General features: G+C 66.7%; 18 protein-coding genes. 15 read left to right on the top strand and 3 right to left on the bottom strand.

Annotation, left to right across the window (positions count from 1 at the left end; translation table 11 throughout):
- Positions 1-74 precede the first annotated feature (74 nt).
- The 3 genes from Y887_RS11575 to Y887_RS11565 all read right to left on the bottom strand — a co-directional run bounded on the left by Y887_RS11575 (position 75) and on the right by Y887_RS11565 (position 2,012).
- Complete coding sequence (locus Y887_RS11575; RefSeq protein WP_046964478.1) at positions 75-398, bottom strand: hypothetical protein; 324 nt, start codon at positions 396-398, stop codon at positions 75-77.
- Positions 395-1,669 (bottom strand): UDP-N-acetylglucosamine 1-carboxyvinyltransferase, encoded by a 1,275-nt coding sequence (gene murA, locus Y887_RS11570; protein ID WP_046964477.1) that lies wholly within the window; start codon positions 1,667-1,669, stop codon positions 395-397. Before murA ends, Y887_RS11575 begins: the two co-directional genes overlap by 4 nt.
- A gap of 115 nt (positions 1,670-1,784) precedes the next feature.
- Positions 1,785-2,012 (bottom strand): BolA family protein, encoded by a 228-nt coding sequence (locus Y887_RS11565; RefSeq protein ID WP_046964476.1) that lies wholly within the window; start codon positions 2,010-2,012, stop codon positions 1,785-1,787.
- A gap of 53 nt (positions 2,013-2,065) precedes the next feature.
- Between Y887_RS11565 and Y887_RS11560 the strand changes: the two genes are divergently transcribed.
- The 15 genes from Y887_RS11560 to Y887_RS11490 all read left to right on the top strand — a co-directional run bounded on the left by Y887_RS11560 (position 2,066) and on the right by Y887_RS11490 (position 15,321).
- Entirely contained in the window at positions 2,066-3,067 is a 1,002-nt protein-coding gene (locus tag Y887_RS11560; RefSeq protein WP_046964475.1) for a KpsF/GutQ family sugar-phosphate isomerase, read from the top strand.
- Between the two features lie 48 nt (positions 3,068-3,115).
- The gene (locus Y887_RS11555) at positions 3,116-3,664 is read left to right on the top strand and encodes a KdsC family phosphatase (RefSeq protein ID WP_046964474.1); all 549 of its coding nucleotides are present in this window, start codon (positions 3,116-3,118) and stop codon (positions 3,662-3,664) included.
- Complete coding sequence (gene lptC, locus Y887_RS11550) at positions 3,661-4,236, top strand: LPS export ABC transporter periplasmic protein LptC (protein ID WP_046964473.1); 576 nt, start codon at positions 3,661-3,663, stop codon at positions 4,234-4,236. Before Y887_RS11555 ends, lptC begins: the two co-directional genes overlap by 4 nt.
- Entirely contained in the window at positions 4,214-4,777 is a 564-nt protein-coding gene (lptA, locus tag Y887_RS11545) for a lipopolysaccharide transport periplasmic protein LptA (protein ID WP_104612421.1), read from the top strand. Before lptC ends, lptA begins: the two co-directional genes overlap by 23 nt.
- Positions 4,777-5,496 carry an LPS export ABC transporter ATP-binding protein gene (lptB, locus tag Y887_RS11540; RefSeq protein WP_046964471.1) on the top strand — a complete coding sequence of 240 codons (720 nt, stop codon included), beginning with the start codon at positions 4,777-4,779 and terminating at the stop codon, positions 5,494-5,496. The genes lptA and lptB overlap by 1 nt, the downstream gene beginning before the upstream one ends.
- Before the next feature lie 40 nt (positions 5,497-5,536).
- Positions 5,537-6,976 (top strand): RNA polymerase factor sigma-54, encoded by a 1,440-nt coding sequence (locus Y887_RS11535; protein ID WP_046964470.1) that lies wholly within the window; start codon positions 5,537-5,539, stop codon positions 6,974-6,976.
- A gap of 87 nt (positions 6,977-7,063) precedes the next feature.
- Entirely contained in the window at positions 7,064-7,381 is a 318-nt protein-coding gene (hpf, locus tag Y887_RS11530) for a ribosome hibernation-promoting factor, HPF/YfiA family (RefSeq protein WP_005913379.1), read from the top strand.
- A 21-nt stretch (positions 7,382-7,402) separates the two neighbouring features.
- Positions 7,403-7,861 carry a PTS sugar transporter subunit IIA gene (locus Y887_RS11525; RefSeq protein ID WP_046964469.1) on the top strand — a complete coding sequence of 153 codons (459 nt, stop codon included), beginning with the start codon at positions 7,403-7,405 and terminating at the stop codon, positions 7,859-7,861.
- Positions 7,858-8,808 (top strand): HPr(Ser) kinase/phosphatase, encoded by a 951-nt coding sequence (hprK, locus tag Y887_RS11520; RefSeq protein ID WP_016904610.1) that lies wholly within the window; start codon positions 7,858-7,860, stop codon positions 8,806-8,808. Before Y887_RS11525 ends, hprK begins: the two co-directional genes overlap by 4 nt.
- Positions 8,805-9,677 carry an RNase adapter RapZ gene (gene rapZ, locus Y887_RS11515; RefSeq protein ID WP_046964468.1) on the top strand — a complete coding sequence of 291 codons (873 nt, stop codon included), beginning with the start codon at positions 8,805-8,807 and terminating at the stop codon, positions 9,675-9,677. The genes hprK and rapZ overlap by 4 nt, the downstream gene beginning before the upstream one ends.
- 612 nt (positions 9,678-10,289) lie before the next feature.
- A complete protein-coding gene (locus tag Y887_RS11510) occupies positions 10,290-10,682 on the top strand; it encodes a PTS sugar transporter subunit IIA (protein ID WP_005993214.1) in 393 nt (130 codons plus the stop codon).
- A complete protein-coding gene (locus tag Y887_RS11505) occupies positions 10,675-10,944 on the top strand; it encodes an HPr family phosphocarrier protein (protein ID WP_039409292.1) in 270 nt (89 codons plus the stop codon). Before Y887_RS11510 ends, Y887_RS11505 begins: the two co-directional genes overlap by 8 nt.
- 58 nt (positions 10,945-11,002) lie before the next feature.
- The gene (gene ptsP / locus Y887_RS11500) at positions 11,003-12,733 is read left to right on the top strand and encodes a phosphoenolpyruvate--protein phosphotransferase (protein ID WP_046964467.1); all 1,731 of its coding nucleotides are present in this window, start codon (positions 11,003-11,005) and stop codon (positions 12,731-12,733) included.
- 278 nt (positions 12,734-13,011) lie between these two features.
- On the top strand, positions 13,012-14,373 hold the full coding sequence (gene mgtE / locus Y887_RS11495) for a magnesium transporter (protein WP_005993208.1): 1,362 nt from the start codon (positions 13,012-13,014) through the stop codon (positions 14,371-14,373).
- A gap of 108 nt (positions 14,374-14,481) precedes the next feature.
- On the top strand, positions 14,482-15,321 hold the full coding sequence (locus Y887_RS11490; RefSeq protein WP_181113375.1) for a carboxylesterase family protein: 840 nt from the start codon (positions 14,482-14,484) through the stop codon (positions 15,319-15,321).
- Positions 15,322-15,400: the final 79 nt, after the last annotated feature.

Raw genomic sequence — 15,400 nt, 5'->3', positions numbered from 1 at the left:
CGGGCAAGGGCCTTGCAGCACAGCCGCAGATCAGCCGCTCTACGACTGATCTATCCGCACCGACCTATCACGCCTCAAGGCTTGGCCGCCGCCTTGTCATCGCCACTGCTGAACACCGTGCGGCAGTCCACGCGGATCTGCTGGTCGTTGCTGCGCCAATAGAACAGATCGCAATGGCGCTTGCCTTCGACCGTCTTTTTCACTGCCACTGCATAGAACGACTGCGCGATCTCGTCGCGGCTGGCGGTGCCGTCGCCGTTCCAGTCCATGTCCTTGAACTCGACGCCCTGGGTGATGGCCATGCCTACGCTCCAGGCGTAGGCCAGCCACGCCAGGATCAGCACGATCACGCCCAGCAGGATCTTGCGTCGGGTGGTGAAGCGTCCGCGCAGGATCATGCGGTGCGCCGGATGGTCGCGCCCAGCGCCCCCAGCTTCTCTTCGATGTTTTCGTACCCACGGTCCAGGTGGTAGATGCGATCGATGGTGGTGTCGCCGTCGGCGACCAGCCCGGCCAGGATCAACGAGGCCGACGCGCGCAGATCGGTCGCCATCACCGGCGCGCCGCTGAGGCGCTCGGCACCGCGCACGATGGCGGTATGGCCTTCGACCTGGATGTCCGCACCCAGGCGCAGCAGCTCGTTGACGTGCATGAAGCGGTTTTCGAAGATCGTTTCGTTGATCACACCCACGCCATCGGCCACGCAGTTCAGGGCCATGAATTGCGCCTGCATGTCGGTAGGAAACGCCGGGTACGGCGCGGTGGTCAGATTGACCGCGCGCGGGCGCTTGCCCTGCATGTCCAGGGTGACGCTGTCGGCGGTGGTGGTAATGGTGGCGCCGGCCTCGGTGAGCTTGTCGAGCACCGCATCCAGGGTGTCCGGACGCGCGCGGCGCACGGTGACGCTGCCGCCGGTCATCGCCGCGGCGACCAGGAAGGTGCCGGTCTCGATGCGATCCGGCAGCACCGCATGGTGTCCGCCGCCCAGGCGCTCCACGCCCTGCACCACGATGCGCGGCGTACCGGCGCCTTCGATTTGCGCACCGAGTGCGATCAGGCAGTCGGCCAGGTCGGTGACTTCCGGCTCCATCGCCGCATTTTCCAGCACGGTGGTGCCTTCGGCCAGCACGGCGGCCATCAGCACGTTTTCGGTGCCGGTGACGCTGACCATGTCGAACACGTAACGGCCGCCCTTCAGACGCCCCTTGCTGGTGGCCTTGATGTAGCCGTTCTCCACGCTGATCTCCGCACCCAGCGCCTGCAGGCCCTTGATGTGCTGGTCGACCGGACGCGAGCCGATCGCGCAGCCGCCGGGCAGCGACACTTCGGCGGTGCCGTAGCGCGCCAGCAGCGGGCCGAGCACCAGGATCGAGGCGCGCATGGTCTTGACCAGCTCGTACGGTGCGACCTGGTGGGTCACCGAGCGCGGGTCGACCAGGATCGAGCGGCCCTTTGCCAGGGTGCCTTCGTCGATGGTGACCTCGGCGCCCAGCTCGCTGAGCAGCTTCACCGTGGTGATCACATCGTGCAGGTGCGGCACGTTGCTGATTTCAACCGGCGCATCGGCCAGCAAGGTGGCGCACAGGATCGGCAGCACTGCGTTCTTGGCGCCGGAAATATTGACTTCGCCGTGCAGCGCTTGGCCGCCGGTCACTACGATTTTTGCCATGAGACCTTCAGGGAATCCGAAAGAGTGGGTCGAGAATGCGTGAGTTGCCAGGCAGTCGTCGGCGCTTGCGGTCGAGGCGGATGCACCGCCCGCCCGATCAGGCACCGACCAACGCTCAGCCTTCTTCGGGGGTCAGCGTCTTGAGCTGCAACGCGTGGATCGCGCCGCCCATCAGTTCGCCCAGGGTCGCATAGACCATGCGGTGGCGCGCCAACGGCGCCTTGCCGGCGAAGGCCGGGCTGACCACGGTCGCCTCGAAGTGCACGCCGTCGTCGCCGTGCACGTCGACGCGGGCTTCGGGCAAGCCGGATTCGATGAGTTTACGGATGGTTTCGGCGTCCACAGGGTGTTTCCTCATAAAATGAGCGCACATTCTACTCTTCACCCGAGTCCCGCATGGCCGTCTCGCACCTGCCCACCGCCACCGTCAGCGACGCCAGCCTGGTCGCCAGCGGCCAGCGCGTGCTGGAGATCGAGCGTGAAGCCCTGGCCAGCGTGGGCGCGCGCATCGGCAGCGCGTTCGCCGCGGCCTGCCGGCTGGTGCTGGCTTCACGTGGACGCGTGGTGGCCACAGGCATGGGCAAATCCGGCCACATCGCGCGCAAGATCGCCGCCACCCTGGCCTCGACCGGCACGCCGGCGTTCTTCGTGCATCCGGGCGAAGCCGGGCACGGCGACCTGGGCATGATCACCGAGGCCGACATCGTGCTGGCGCTGTCCTACTCCGGCGAATCGGACGAGGTGCGCATGCTGCTGCCGGTGCTCAAGCGCCAGGGCAACCCGATCATCGCCATGACCGGGCGCCCGAGCTCCTCGCTGGCCCAGGCCGCCGACGTGCACCTGGACGTGAGTGTGTCGGCCGAAGCCTGCCCGCTGCATCTGGCGCCCACCTCCAGCACCACCGCCTCGCTGGCGATGGGCGACGCGCTGGCGGTGGCGCTGCTGGACGCGCGCGGCTTCACCGCCGACGACTTCGCGCGCTCGCATCCGGCCGGCAGCCTGGGCCGGCGCCTGCTGCTGCACATCACCGACGTGATGCACAGCGGCGATGACCTGCCGCGCGTGCGCGCCGACGCCAGCCTGAGCGAGGCGCTGATGGAAATGAGCCGCAAGCGGCTGGGCATGACTGCCGTGGTGGACGCGGATGGGCGCCTGATCGGCCTGTTCACCGATGGCGACCTGCGCCGCGCACTGGACAGCGATATCGACGTGCGCAGCGCCGGCATCGCCGAGGTGATGACGCGCAACCCGCGCACCATCGGCGCAGACCAGCTGGCCGCCGAGGCCGCGCGGCTGATGGAGGACTACAAGATCAATGGCCTGATCGTGGTGGACGCGCAGCAGCGCGCGGTCGGCGCTCTGAACATTCACGACCTGTTGCGCGCCAAGGTGGTTTAACAGGTTCAGTTTTCAACTGCGGAACCCCGTTCCCACCGATTCGTGCCGATGCCCTACTCTCCCCTGCTGCACCTTCCCGCCGAGCTGATCGAACGCGCCGCGCGTATCCGCCTGGCCTGTTTCGACGTCGACGGCACCCTGACCGACGGGCGCCTGTACTACGACCATGCCGGCAACGAGAGCAAGGCCTTCAACGTGCTCGACGGCCAGGGCCTCAAGCAGCTCGACTCCGCCGGCATCCATGTCGCGCTGATCACCGCGCGCGCCAGCCTGTCGGCGGAAAAGCGTGGCCAGGATCTGGGCCTGCACGTGCAGATCGGGGTCAAGAACAAGCGCCTGGCCGTGCTGGCGTTGTGCCAGGAGCACGGCCTGTCGCTGGACCAGGTGTTGTTCATGGGCGACGACCTGCCCGATCTGCCGGCGTTGCTGGCGGTCGGCCTGCCGGTCGCACCGGCCAACGCGCATCCCTGGATCGCCGAGCGCGTGCAGTGGCACACCCAGGCCCGTGGCGGCGAAGGCGCCGCCCGCGAGGTCTGCGATGTGGTGCTGGCCGCACAAGGCCAGGTCGAGGGCATCATCGAAAGGTTTTCCGCATGAGCGTGAACTGGCGCACCACCCTGGGCGTGGTGCTGTTTGCCGCCGCCATCATCTCCGGCTGGTCGGCCTGGCAGCAGCGCGCACGCCCGGTCGCGGCAGTGGTGGATGAGTCGAAGGCCGACTACGTGCTGCGCGACTTCGAACTGATCGCACTGGACAAGCAGACCGGCAAGGAATCGATGACGCTGCGCGCGCCGGAAATGCACCGCAACCGCGCCGATCAGACCTCCGACATCACCACCCCGGTGTTCCTGCTGCCCGACAACGCCAACCAGCCCTGGACGCTGCGCGCCAAGACCGGCTGGGTCAGCCCCAAGGGCGACGAGCTGCGCCTGCGCGGCGATGTCGAAGGCGACAGCCCGACCGCCGGCACGACGCCACCCACCACCTTCCGTACCCAGAGCCTGGACGTGTTTCCGCAGCAGAACCTCGCCAAGACCGCTGCTCCGGTAACCATGAGCCGGCCGGGTATCATGCAGAGCGGGGTCGGCTTCGAGGCCGATCTCAAATCGCGCCAGTACAAGCTCCTCTCTCAGGTCAAGACCCGCTATGAACCGAATGCTGCCCGCTAAACTGGCGTTTGCCGCGCTGCTGTTGCCTGCCATGGCGATGGCCAAGACCAGCGACCGCAATCAGCCGATGGCGATCGATTCCAATGCCAACGATTGCAACATGCTCGACGACAGCGGCAAGTGCCGCTTCAGCGGCAATGTGGTGATCACCCAGGGCACGCTGGAAATCCACGCCGACACCGCCGACATCTTCCAGAAGAACGGCCAGACCGACCGGGTGGTGCTCAACGGCAAGCAGGCCACGCTCAAGCAGCAGATGGACGACGGCGCGATGATGAACGGCCAGGCCGACAACATCGAATACAAGGTCGCCGACGAGATCATCATCCTGACCGGCAACTACAAGGTCGACTCGCCCAAGGGCACCAACGCCGGCCAGCGCATGATCTACAACACCAAGACCGGCAACATGCAGAGCGGCGGCGACGGCAGCCGCGTGCGCACCATCATCCAGCCCAAGAACGCGGCGCCTGCGGCGGCGACGCCTGCTCCGGCACCTGCCGCCAAGCCCGCGGCGGCCAAGCCGCAGGGGAAGAAGTAATGCTGGTCGCCACCGGTCTGCGCAAGAAGTACAAGCAACGCGAAGTGGTCAAGGAATTCGGTCTCACGCTTGAGGCCGGCGAAGTGGTCGGCCTGCTCGGCCCCAACGGCGCCGGCAAGACTACCTGCTTCTACATGATCGTGGGCCTGGTCGAAGCCGATGCCGGCCGTATCGAGCTGGACGGCCGCGACCTCACCGCCGAGCCGATGTACGCACGCGCCAAGCTCGGGGTGGGATATCTGCCGCAGGAGCCGTCGATCTTCCGCAAGCTCACCGTGGCCGACAACATCCGCCTGGTGCTGGAACTGCGCGAGGAACTGGACAACGCCGGCCGCGAGAAGGAACTGGTCTCGCTGCTCGAAGAACTGCAGATCACCCATGTGGCCGACCAGCTCGGCGCCAGCCTGTCCGGCGGCGAGCGGCGGCGTTGCGAGATCGCGCGGGCGCTGGCGGCCAAGCCGCGCATGATGCTGCTCGACGAACCCTTTGCCGGCGTCGATCCGATTTCGGTCGGCGAGATCCAGCGCATCATCATCCACCTCAAGGAACGCGGCATTGGCGTGTTGATCACCGATCACAACGTGCGCGAAACCTTGGGAATCTGCGACCGCGCGTATATTCTCGCCGAGGGGGGCGTGCTGGCGCAGGGGGCACCAGATGCGCTGCTAGCCAATCCCGACGTCCGTCGCGTGTATCTGGGGGAAACTTTCCGCCTTTGAGCGCGTCGCCGCGCCATCGATTCTTCCAGTCAGTGCCCGCATGAAAGCCCGGCTCCAGACATCGCTAGGACAGCAGCTGGTCATGACGCCGCAATTGCGTCAGGCGATCAAGCTATTGCAGATGTCCACCACCGAGCTGGAACTGGAAATCGCCGAAGCGGTGGAGACCAACCCGCTGCTGGAATGGGCCGACGAGGCCGCGCATGCGGCTGGCGACACAGCGGTGGAAGCCTCGCCGTCCTCGTCCAGCGAGGAATCCCAGCGCGAGGAACCGGCCCCGGCCGAGCGCGACGACGACTGGTCGCAGGACGAACTGCAGTGGACCGGCTCGGGCAGCGGCGGCAGTTTCGACGATGACGAGTCCGGCGACGCCGCCGAGCGCGTGGCCGAATCGGAAACCCTGGCCGACCATCTGCTGTGGCAGCTGCACCTCTCCCCGCTGTCGCCACGCGACCGCCAGATCGGCGCGCTGCTGATCGATGCGCTGGACGAAGACGGGTATCTGCGCGAGCCGCTGTCGGCCATTCTCGAGACCCTGGCGCTGGGCGCAGCGGTGGACGAAGCCGAAGTCCTGACCGTGCTGCACCAGATCCAGCGCTTCGACCCGGTCGGCGTGGGTGCGCGCACGCTGGGCGAGTGCCTGGCCTTGCAGCTGGCGGTGCTCGACTCGGCCATCCCGGGCCGTGAGCTGGCGCTGCAGATCGTCGCCGGCCCGCTGGAACGCCTGCCGCGCGCCGGTGTGGCCGGGCTGGCCCACGAACTCAAGCGCTCCGCCGCCGATGTCGAACAGGCCGTGCAACTGGTGCGCTCGCTGGACCCGCGCCCGGGCAAGCAGATCGGCGACCTGTCGCAGGACACCTACGTGGTGCCCGACTGCGTGATCTGGCGCCAGCGCGGCGTCTGGCGCGCATCGCTGGCCGGCCGTTCGCAGCCCAAGGTCACCATCCACCGCGGCTACGAAAACCTGATCCGCAGCTGCGGCGAATCCGACGCAGGCTATCTGCGCGGGCAGTTGCAGGAGGCGCGCTGGCTGCTCAAGAGCCTGGAGGCGCGCGGCGAGACCCTGCTGCGGGTGGTGCGCTGCCTGCTGCAGCACCAGGCCGGGTTCCTGGAATTCGGCGCGCAAGCGCTGCGCCCGTTGACCCTGCGCGAGATCGCCGGCGAGCTCGGCCTGCACGAGTCCACCATCTCCCGCGCCATCGCCCGCAAATACGTGCGCACCCCGCGCGGCACCATCGCGCTGCGCTCGTTCTTTGCCTCCGGCATCGACACCGACAGCGGCGGCGAAGCCTCCAGCACCGCCATCCAGGCCATGATCCGGCGCCTGATCGATGCGGAAAACCCGCGCAAACCCTTGTCTGACGCCAAGTTGGCAGATCTGTTGAAAACTTCCGGCGTACCAGTGGCGCGGCGCACCGTTGCGAAGTATCGTGAGGCCATGAACATTTCCGCCTCCCACGAACGCGTACGCATCGCCTGACGTTGCAACCACCGCAACGCCGGCCTGCGCCGGGTTAGTCGGATCACCGGAACGGTTCATTGGCCCACCGACCAATGGAGGTATCCGATGCGCATCGAGACGTATGGCCACCAGCTTGAAGTGACCCCCGCCCTGCGGGAGTACGTGGCAAGCAAGCTGCAGCGACTGCAGCGCCATTTCGACCAGCACTGCGAAGTCCGAACGCAGCTGGCCGTTCGCAAGCCGGATCACCACGTAGTCGCCACCGTCAACCTTCCCGGTCGCACCCTGCACGCAGATGCCAGCGGCTCCACCATGTACGCGGCCATCGACCTGCTGGTCGACAAGCTCGACCGCCTGGTGCTCAAGCACAAAGAAAAGAAATGTAACCACCACGCACGCGAGGTGCGCGACAATCCGGCATGACGCTTCCCGCTTGATGCCCTCATGCCTTTAACCGATCTGATGGCGGCCGTGCGCACCGTGGTGTCGCCGGCCGCCGATCGCGACACCGTGCTGCACGCCGCCGCCGAGCTGCTGTCCTGCCGACAGGCCGGCGCCGACGAGCTCTACGCCAACCTGTGCGAACGCGAGGCCCTGGGCAGTACCGCCATCGGCCATGGCATCGCCATTCCGCACGGACGCTGCCCCAATCTGACCGAACCCCGCGGCGCGCTGCTGCGGCTGGACGCCCCGGTTGGGTTCGGCGGCGACGAACCGGTGGACCTGGTGTTCGCCATGGCGGTGCCTGCGCATTACACCCATCAGCATCTGATGCTGCTGTCGGAATTGGCCGAGCGCTTCTCCGATGCGCAGTTTCGCCAGCAATTGCGTGCCGCCCCCGATGCCGACGCGCTGATGGCCCTGCTCACCGATGCGCCTCCACCACAGGCCAGCGCGGCATGAATACCAGCATCACCGCACGCGAATTGTTCGACCAGCAGCGCGACAAGCTGGCGCTGCGCTGGGTCGCCGGGCAAAAGGGCGAGCACCGCGAGATCGAGGCCGGCAGCAACAACGCGCGCCGCCCGTCGCTGGCCGGCTATCTCAACGTGATCTATCCCAACAAGGTGCAGATCCTGGGCACCGAAGAGCTGGCCTGGCTGGACTCGCTGGACGCGCGCCAGCGCTGGGAAACCATCGAGAAGATCATCCAGGTGCAACCGCTGGCGCTGGCGATCAGCAAGAACCAGTCCTGCCCGGAAGATCTGCGCGCGGCGGCCGACGAATCCAATACCCCGCTGTGGATCTCGCCAAAGCGCGGCCATGAGCTGCTCAACCATCTCTCCTACCATCTGGCGCGCACGCTGGCGCCGCGGGTCACGCTGCATGGCGTGTTCATGGAGATCTATTCGATTGGCGTGCTGATCACCGGCGAAGCCGGCTCGGGCAAGAGCGAGCTGGCGCTGGAACTGCTCAGCCGCGGCCACCGCCTGGTGGCCGACGATGCGCCGGAGTTCACCCAGATCGCCCCGGACGTGCTCGACGGCACCTGCCCCGAACTGCTGCAGGACCTGCTGGAAGTGCGCGGCCTGGGCGTGCTGAACGTGCGCGACATGTTCGGCGACACCGCGGTGAAGAAGAACAAGTACCTGCGCCTGATCGTGCACCTGACCCGGCCGATGACCGAGCCCACGCCCTCCGGCTACGAGCGCCTGACCGGCGATTCCGGCAGCCGCCACGTGCTGGATCTGGACGTGCCGCTGATCACCCTGCCGGTGATGCCCGGCCGCAATCTGGCGGTGCTGACCGAGGCCGCCACCCGGCTGCACATCCTGCGCACCAAGGGCATCGACCCGGCGGCGATGTTCATCGCCCGCCACAGCAACCTGCTGGAGCGACGCACGCCATGAGTACCGCGCCCTCCACGCTGATGATCGTGAGCGGGCTGTCCGGCTCGGGCAAATCGGTTGCGCTGAAGACCTTCGAGGACCTGGACTACTACTGTTCGGACAATCTGCCGGTGGAGCTGCTGCCGGACTTCGTCAAGAGCCGCCTGCGTGGCAACCCGATCGGCGACCAACGCTTGGCGGTGGGCATCGACGTGCGCAGTCGCAGCGACCTGACCCAGCTGGCGCAATGGCGCCTGGCGGCGCAGGAATACGGCATCGAGGCACGGCTGCTGTTTTTCGAAGCCAGCGATGAAGCGCTGATCAAACGCTATGCCGATACCCGCCGCCGTCATCCGCTGAGTCATCTCGGCCTGGCCCTGCCGGAGGCGATCACCCGCGAGCGGCAGTTGACCGAGCCGCTGCGCGCGCAGGCCGACGCCATCATCGATACCAGCACGCTCAACGTGCACCAGTTGCGTCGCCGGGTGGTCACCGAATTCGCGCTGGGCTCCAACGACCGGCTGTCGCTGCTGTTCGAATCGTTCGCCTACAAGCGCGGCGTCCCGGCCGAGGCCGACTTCGTCTTCGATGCGCGCGTGCTGCCCAACCCGCACTGGGATCCGGAGCTGCGCCCGCTCACCGGCCGCGATGCCGGCGTGCGCGACTATCTGGACAACCAGGCGGACGTGCAGCGCTACAGCGCGCAGATCGTGGATCTGCTCGACACCTGGCTGCCGCGGCTACGCAACGACACCCGCAGCTACGTGACCATCGCCTTCGGCTGCACCGGCGGCAAGCATCGCTCGGTGTACATGGCCGAGCGCATGGCGCGGCATGCGCGCGAACAGGGCTGGCCGGAAGTGGCGACGTTTCATCGCGAGCAGGACTAAAGGGCCGGGATTCGGGATTCGGGATTCGGGATTCGGGATTCGGGATTCGGGATTCGGGAATCGGGAATCGGGAATCGGGAATCGGGAATCGGGATTCGGGATTCGGGATTCGGGAATCGTCAAAGCGGTGTCATGCGGCTTGGGATGTGCGAACGACTCACCACATCCGCGCATCGACGCTTGCCCTGTGAGTTCCAGCTATGGGATTGCTCCCTGTTCGCGCTTACTGCCGACGCCTTGGTCTTGACGGCTGCGCTGGGAGATACAGGTCGCTCTTTTTGCCACGACTGTTTCCTTGCTTCGGTGCCGGCCCCAGATCGATTCGACCTGACGCAGCCCTGCGAGCTGCGAGAAAGACATGTCATCGGGGCAATTGATGAGCGCGCTCGGATCATGCGCAGCCTGCCAGGTGCGTGCTGCAGCGTTCGCTTGTGATGCGGTTCGCATCGGCAGACTCCGGGTGCCGCGATCATCGCCATGTGGGCAGCGGCGCGCTTGCTGCATGCACTGCACGCGACACGCTGCAGCGGTCCTAAACGGCTATTCAGTTCGCAACACATCGGTGCGGGCAAACGCTATCGCGCGGTCATGCCGACCTGTTAACGTTTCGGCATGGCCTGTGGCATTCTCCTCATTACTCATCCCGGCATCGGCGCAGCGTTGTTGAACGTGGCGACGGGGCTGTTGCGGCATTTGCCGTTGAAGACCGAAGCATTCGATGTGCCGTTCGATGCAGACCTGGACGCATTATTGCCCCAGGCCTCGGCGGCGATGCGCCGGGTCGACAGCGGCGACGGTGTGCTGGTCATGACCGACCTGTATGGCGCAAGCCCCAGCAATCTCGCCAGCCGGTTGGCCAAGCTCGGCACGCCGGTCCGTCGGGTGTCCGCGCTGAGCCTGCCGATGCTGCTGCGGGTGATGAATTACCCCGAACAAGGTTTGCAGGAGCTGCCCGCCACCGCGGCGGCCGGTACCCGCAACGGAGCGATCATCGACGATGCTTGAACGCGAACTCATTGTGTCCAACCGACTCGGACTGCATGCGCGGGCGACCGCCAAGCTGGTGCAGACGCTGTCGTCCTATCGCAGCAACGCCACGCTGGCGGCCAAGGGCCGCGAAGTGAACGCCAAGAGCATCATGGGCGTGATGTTGCTGGCCGCCGGCCAGGGCACCAGCGTGGTGGTACGGCTGGATGGCGAAGACGAAGCGCAGGCCCTGCAGGCGTTGGTGGAGTTGTTCGAGCGTCGTTTCGACGAGGACAGCTGAGCATGCGCGGCGTCGGTGCCAGTGCGACCGACACGGCGCCGCTGCGCCAGGCACGGGCATGAGTCTGCGCCTGCGCGGACATGGTGCCTCGCGCGGCAATGCGCTCGGACGCGCGCGCGTGCGCCAGAGCCATACGCTGGAAGTGGCCGAACAGCGCGTGCCTGCCAACCAGGTGGAAACGCAGCTGCAGCGCCTGCATGCCGCCATCGAGGCGGCACGTGTCGAAATGCAGCAGTTGCGCGACCGCCTGCACGGCGCGCTGGCGCGCGAGGTCGGCGAATTTCTCGAACTGCATGCGCTGCTGCTGGACGACCCGGAATTGCTGCAGGGGCTGGACGAGCTGATCCGCACCCACCGCTACAGCGCCGACTATGCCCTGCGCGTGCAGCGCGACCGGCTGGCGGCAGTGTTCGATGGCATGGAAGACGCATATCTCAAGAGCCGCATGGACGATCTGGATCACGTGATCGGCCGCATCCATGCGTTCTTGCACAAGCGTGCGCCCGACCTCAAGGGCGTGGCCGGGGAGATCCTGGTCTGCGACAACGTGGCGCCGTCGGAGCTGGCGCAGCTGCAGGCGCAAGGCGTGGTGGGCATCGTCACCACCGCCGGCAGTACGCTGTCGCATAGCGCGATCCTGGCGCGCAGCCTGCATCTGCCGCTGGTGGTCGGAGTCAGCGATGCGCTGCAGCGGATCGACGATGGCGATGTGCTGATCGTCGATGCCGGTTCCGGCCAGGTCATCGTCGACCCCACCCCCGACCATCTGCGCGACTACCGCGAGCGCCTGCGCACGCTGGCCAAGGAGCAGCGCGAACTCGGGCGACTGCGTTCCAAGCCCACCCGCACCCGCGACAACGTCGATATCACCCTGCTGGCCAACGCCGAGTCGCTGGAAGACGTGGCGCGCGCGCATGCGCTGGGCGCCAGCGGGCTGGGCCTGTATCGCACCGAGTTCCTGTTCCTGCAGCGCAACGAGCTGCCGGACGAAGACGAACAGTTCCATACCTACCGCGCCACCGTGCTGGGCATGAGCGGCCGCCCGGTGACCATCCGCACGCTGGATCTTGGCGCCGACAAGGCCGACCGCACCGGCCTGACCTTGAGCGACGAGGACAACCCGGCCCTGGGCCTGCGCGGCGTACGCCTGTCGCTGGCCCGCCCCGCGGTGGCGCAGGCGCAATTGCGCGCGATCCTGCGCGCATCCGGCTATGGGCCGGTGCGCATCCTGGTGCCGATGGTCAGCGGGCGCGAAGAAATCCTGTTGCTGCGCAAACAGCTGAAAAAGCTCACCGCGCAGTTGCGCGACGAAGGCCACGAGATTGCCGAGCACATTCCGCTGGGCGCCATGATTGAAGTGCCTGCTGCGGCGCTGGCGCTGGATTGCTTTATCGACGACATCGACTTCCTGTCGATCGGTACCAACGATCTAGTGCAATACCTGCTGGCGGTAGACCGCAACAACGAGGCGCTGGGCGAGTTGTATTCGCCGCTGCATCCGGCGGTGCTGCGACTGATCGCGCAGGTCATCGCCACCGGGCGCGCCTACGGCAAGCCGGTGGCGGTGTGCGGCGAGATTGCCGGCGACCCGCGCTTCGTGCCGATGCTGCTGGCGTTGGGGCTGACCGAGTTCAGCCTGCATCCGGCCACCTTGCTGGAGGTGCGCCGCGCGGTCCGCGACATCCATCTGGGCGAGTTGCGCGTGCAAGGCGAAAAACTGCTGCGTGCGCGCGACCGCAAGGGCATCGAGAAGTGGCTGGCCTGCAATGCGCAGGCCATGTTGCGCTAGCGCCACAGGCGACTGATCGCCAGGATGCAACGCGTACGGCGATACGCAACGTCGGCCACGCATGGCAGCTTGCACACGCTGCACGTCGTTCGTCCGATGCGGCACGCTCCCGCGCAATAGGCTCACCCATGCAAGGCGCATCCGGCATCGTTTCGGCAATCCGCATGCGCCTGGCCACGCCGCTGTATGTTTCGTCACCATGCGCAAGCGATAATGCGGTGCTGATCCAGCACCGCGTCTTCCACTGACGGCGCGTCCACTCTTCCGGGGAGCCGCGCATGGCCGAAGCCGTCCGCCACGACAAGACTGCGCGCCAGCTGCGATTGCTGTCCGACGCGCTGGATAGCGGACGCCTAGGGCCGGTACGTCGGCTGGTCAACACGCTGGCGCCGGCGGAGATCGGCAACCTGCTCGAATCGCTGCCGCCCGGCAAGCGCGAAGTGGTGTGGGGGCTGGTCGACCCGGAAGACGATGGCGAAGTGCTGCTGCACGTCGGCGACGAAGTGCGCGAAAGCCTGCTGGCCGACATGGACACCGACGAGATCGTCGCCGCGGTCGAAGATCTGGACATCGACGATCTGGCCAATCTGGTCGAAGACCTGCCCGACACCGTCATCGACGAAGTGCTCAAGTCGATGGACCGCGAGAACCGCGAGCGGCTCGAGCAGGTGCTGTCGTATCCGGAAGACACCGCCGGCCGCCTGATGAACCCGGACGTGGTGACGGTGCGCGCCGACGTCAACGTCGACGTAGTGCTGCGCTATCTGCGCCTGCGCGGCGAGCTGCCCGATCACACCGATCACCTGTATGTGGTGAGCCGTCGCCACCAGTACCTGGGCCGGGTGTCGCTGGCCGCGCTGGTCACCCATGAAGACAGCACGCCAGTCAATCGGCTGATCGACGACGAGCAGCCGGCGATCGACGTGGGCGATGGCTCCGACGAAGTCGCGCGGCGCTTTTCCGACCACGACTGGATCTCCGCGCCGGTGGTGGACGACAACAACATCCTGCTCGGCCGCATCACCATCGACGACGTGGTCGACATCATCCGCGAACAGGCCGAACACCAGGCCATGAGTGCAGCCGGCCTGGACGAAGACGAGGACATGTTCAGCCCGGCGCGGCGCGCGTTCCGTCGCCGGCTGATCTGGCTGGGCATCAACCTGTGCACCGCGTTTCTGGCCTCCAGCGTGGTCAGCCGTTTCGAAGGCACCATCGAAAAACTGGTGGCGCTGGCGGCATTGATGCCAATCGTGGCCGGCATGGGCGGCAACGCCGGCACCCAGGTGCTGGCGCTGATGGTGCGCGGCCTGGCGCTGGGGCAGATCGGCTCGTCCAACGTGATGACCCTGCTCAAGAAGGAGCTCACCGTCGCGCTGATCAACGGGCTGTGTCTGGGCGTGGGGCTTGGGCTGATCGTGCTGGCCTGGTTCGGCCAGCCGATGCTGTCGCTGGTGATCGGCACTGCGCTGACGTTGAACATGCTCACCGCTGCCTTCGGCGGCGTGCTGGTGCCGGTGACGCTCAAACGGCTGGGCTTCGACCCGGCCCTGGCCGGCGGCGTGATCCTGACCACGTTGACCGACGTGATGGGTTTTTTGAGCTTCCTGGGCCTGGCCACGCTGATCCTGATGCCGTGAGCGCGTGCGCCTGACCGCATGCACGTACAGTGCACGCGCCACCGAGAATGAAGGACCGCATGACGCATTCCCATCCCCCGCCGCAATGCGACGTGCCAGCGCACCTGCATGCGGCGATACTGCAGCCTGGTGATCGATGGGGAGTGCTGCGTGATCGTTCGTTGCGTCTTGTTTGGAATTCTTGCGCTGGTGCTTGCCGGTTGTTCCAGCATGGCTGAGCGCCAGCACGAGGGACGGCGCGGCCACTTCGTCGCCCGCACCCTACAGCTGGAGGGCCGGCTGTACCGCTACCAGGTGTTCGTGCCGGCCGCCAAGACGCCGCAGCCACGGCCGATCGTGTTGTTCCTGCACGGCTCGGGCGAGCGCGGCGACAACGGGCGCGATCAGGCCGAGGTCGGCGTCGGCCCCTACCTGAGCGAACACACCGCCGACTTCCCGGCGCTGGTGGTATTGCCGCAGGTGCCCGACGACGAGGAATGGCTGGGCGTCAATGCACGCATGGCGATCGCCGCGCTGGATGCGGCCAGCGCCGAGTTCGCTGCCGACCCGCAACGCACCTACCTCACCGGCATTTCGATGGGCGGCTATGGTGCGTGGGAAATCGGGCTGATGCAGCCGCAGCGATTTGCCGCGATCGTGCCGGTCTGCGGTGCGCTCAAGGCGCCACGCGACGAGCGCCGCACACTGTATGTCAGCCTGGTCGCCAAGGAAGCCGACCCGTACACGGCAGCGGTCACCCAGCTCAAGCACGTGCCGATCTGGACGTTTCATGGCGCCAAGGACACCTCCGTGCCACCGCACGACGATCGCGCGCTGTACCGCGCCGCAAAGGGCGTGGGCGCCAACCTGCGCTACAGCGAATATCCCGAAGGCAACCACAACGTCTGGGATGTGACCTATGCGGACCCGGCGATGTGGGAGTGGATGTTCAAGCAGCGCCTGCGCTGAGCGGAGTGCGGTTGGGCGCGATCCCCGCGCGCTCAGCCGCGCGGGGATCGCTGCAGCGGCGGCGAGGGCCGGCCGTGAT

Origin of the sequence: Xanthomonas pisi DSM 18956 (genome assembly GCF_001010415.1) — a bacterium.
Taxonomy (GTDB): Bacteria; Pseudomonadota; Gammaproteobacteria; order Xanthomonadales; family Xanthomonadaceae; genus Xanthomonas; species Xanthomonas pisi.
Note: the sequence above shows the minus strand (reverse complement) of the source record. Positions and strands in the feature narration are given on the sequence as shown.

What these genes read in the sequence shown, in the direction of transcription:
- Y887_RS11505 (WP_039409292.1), top strand. Translation starts at nt 10,675, where the DNA reads ATGCTTGAACGCGAACTCATTGTGTCCAACCGACTCGGACTGCATGCG.
- Y887_RS11490 (WP_181113375.1), top strand. Translation starts at nt 14,482, where the DNA reads ATGCGGCGATACTGCAGCCTGGTGATCGATGGGGAGTGCTGCGTGATC.
- hprK (WP_016904610.1), top strand. Translation starts at nt 7,858, where the DNA reads ATGAATACCAGCATCACCGCACGCGAATTGTTCGACCAGCAGCGCGAC.
- lptB (WP_046964471.1), top strand. Translation starts at nt 4,777, where the DNA reads ATGCTGGTCGCCACCGGTCTGCGCAAGAAGTACAAGCAACGCGAAGTG.
- Y887_RS11510 (WP_005993214.1), top strand. Translation starts at nt 10,290, where the DNA reads ATGGCCTGTGGCATTCTCCTCATTACTCATCCCGGCATCGGCGCAGCG.
- lptA (WP_104612421.1), top strand. Translation starts at nt 4,214, where the DNA reads ATGAACCGAATGCTGCCCGCTAAACTGGCGTTTGCCGCGCTGCTGTTG.
- ptsP (WP_046964467.1), top strand. Translation starts at nt 11,003, where the DNA reads ATGAGTCTGCGCCTGCGCGGACATGGTGCCTCGCGCGGCAATGCGCTC.
- Y887_RS11560 (WP_046964475.1), top strand. Translation starts at nt 2,066, where the DNA reads ATGGCCGTCTCGCACCTGCCCACCGCCACCGTCAGCGACGCCAGCCTG.
- hpf (WP_005913379.1), top strand. Translation starts at nt 7,064, where the DNA reads ATGCGCATCGAGACGTATGGCCACCAGCTTGAAGTGACCCCCGCCCTG.
- Y887_RS11525 (WP_046964469.1), top strand. Translation starts at nt 7,403, where the DNA reads ATGCCTTTAACCGATCTGATGGCGGCCGTGCGCACCGTGGTGTCGCCG.
- lptC (WP_046964473.1), top strand. Translation starts at nt 3,661, where the DNA reads ATGAGCGTGAACTGGCGCACCACCCTGGGCGTGGTGCTGTTTGCCGCC.
- Y887_RS11575 (WP_046964478.1), bottom strand. Translation starts at nt 398, where the DNA reads ATGATCCTGCGCGGACGCTTCACCACCCGACGCAAGATCCTGCTGGGC.
- mgtE (WP_005993208.1), top strand. Translation starts at nt 13,012, where the DNA reads ATGGCCGAAGCCGTCCGCCACGACAAGACTGCGCGCCAGCTGCGATTG.
- Y887_RS11535 (WP_046964470.1), top strand. Translation starts at nt 5,537, where the DNA reads ATGAAAGCCCGGCTCCAGACATCGCTAGGACAGCAGCTGGTCATGACG.
- Y887_RS11555 (WP_046964474.1), top strand. Translation starts at nt 3,116, where the DNA reads ATGCCCTACTCTCCCCTGCTGCACCTTCCCGCCGAGCTGATCGAACGC.
- murA (WP_046964477.1), bottom strand. Translation starts at nt 1,669, where the DNA reads ATGGCAAAAATCGTAGTGACCGGCGGCCAAGCGCTGCACGGCGAAGTC.
- rapZ (WP_046964468.1), top strand. Translation starts at nt 8,805, where the DNA reads ATGAGTACCGCGCCCTCCACGCTGATGATCGTGAGCGGGCTGTCCGGC.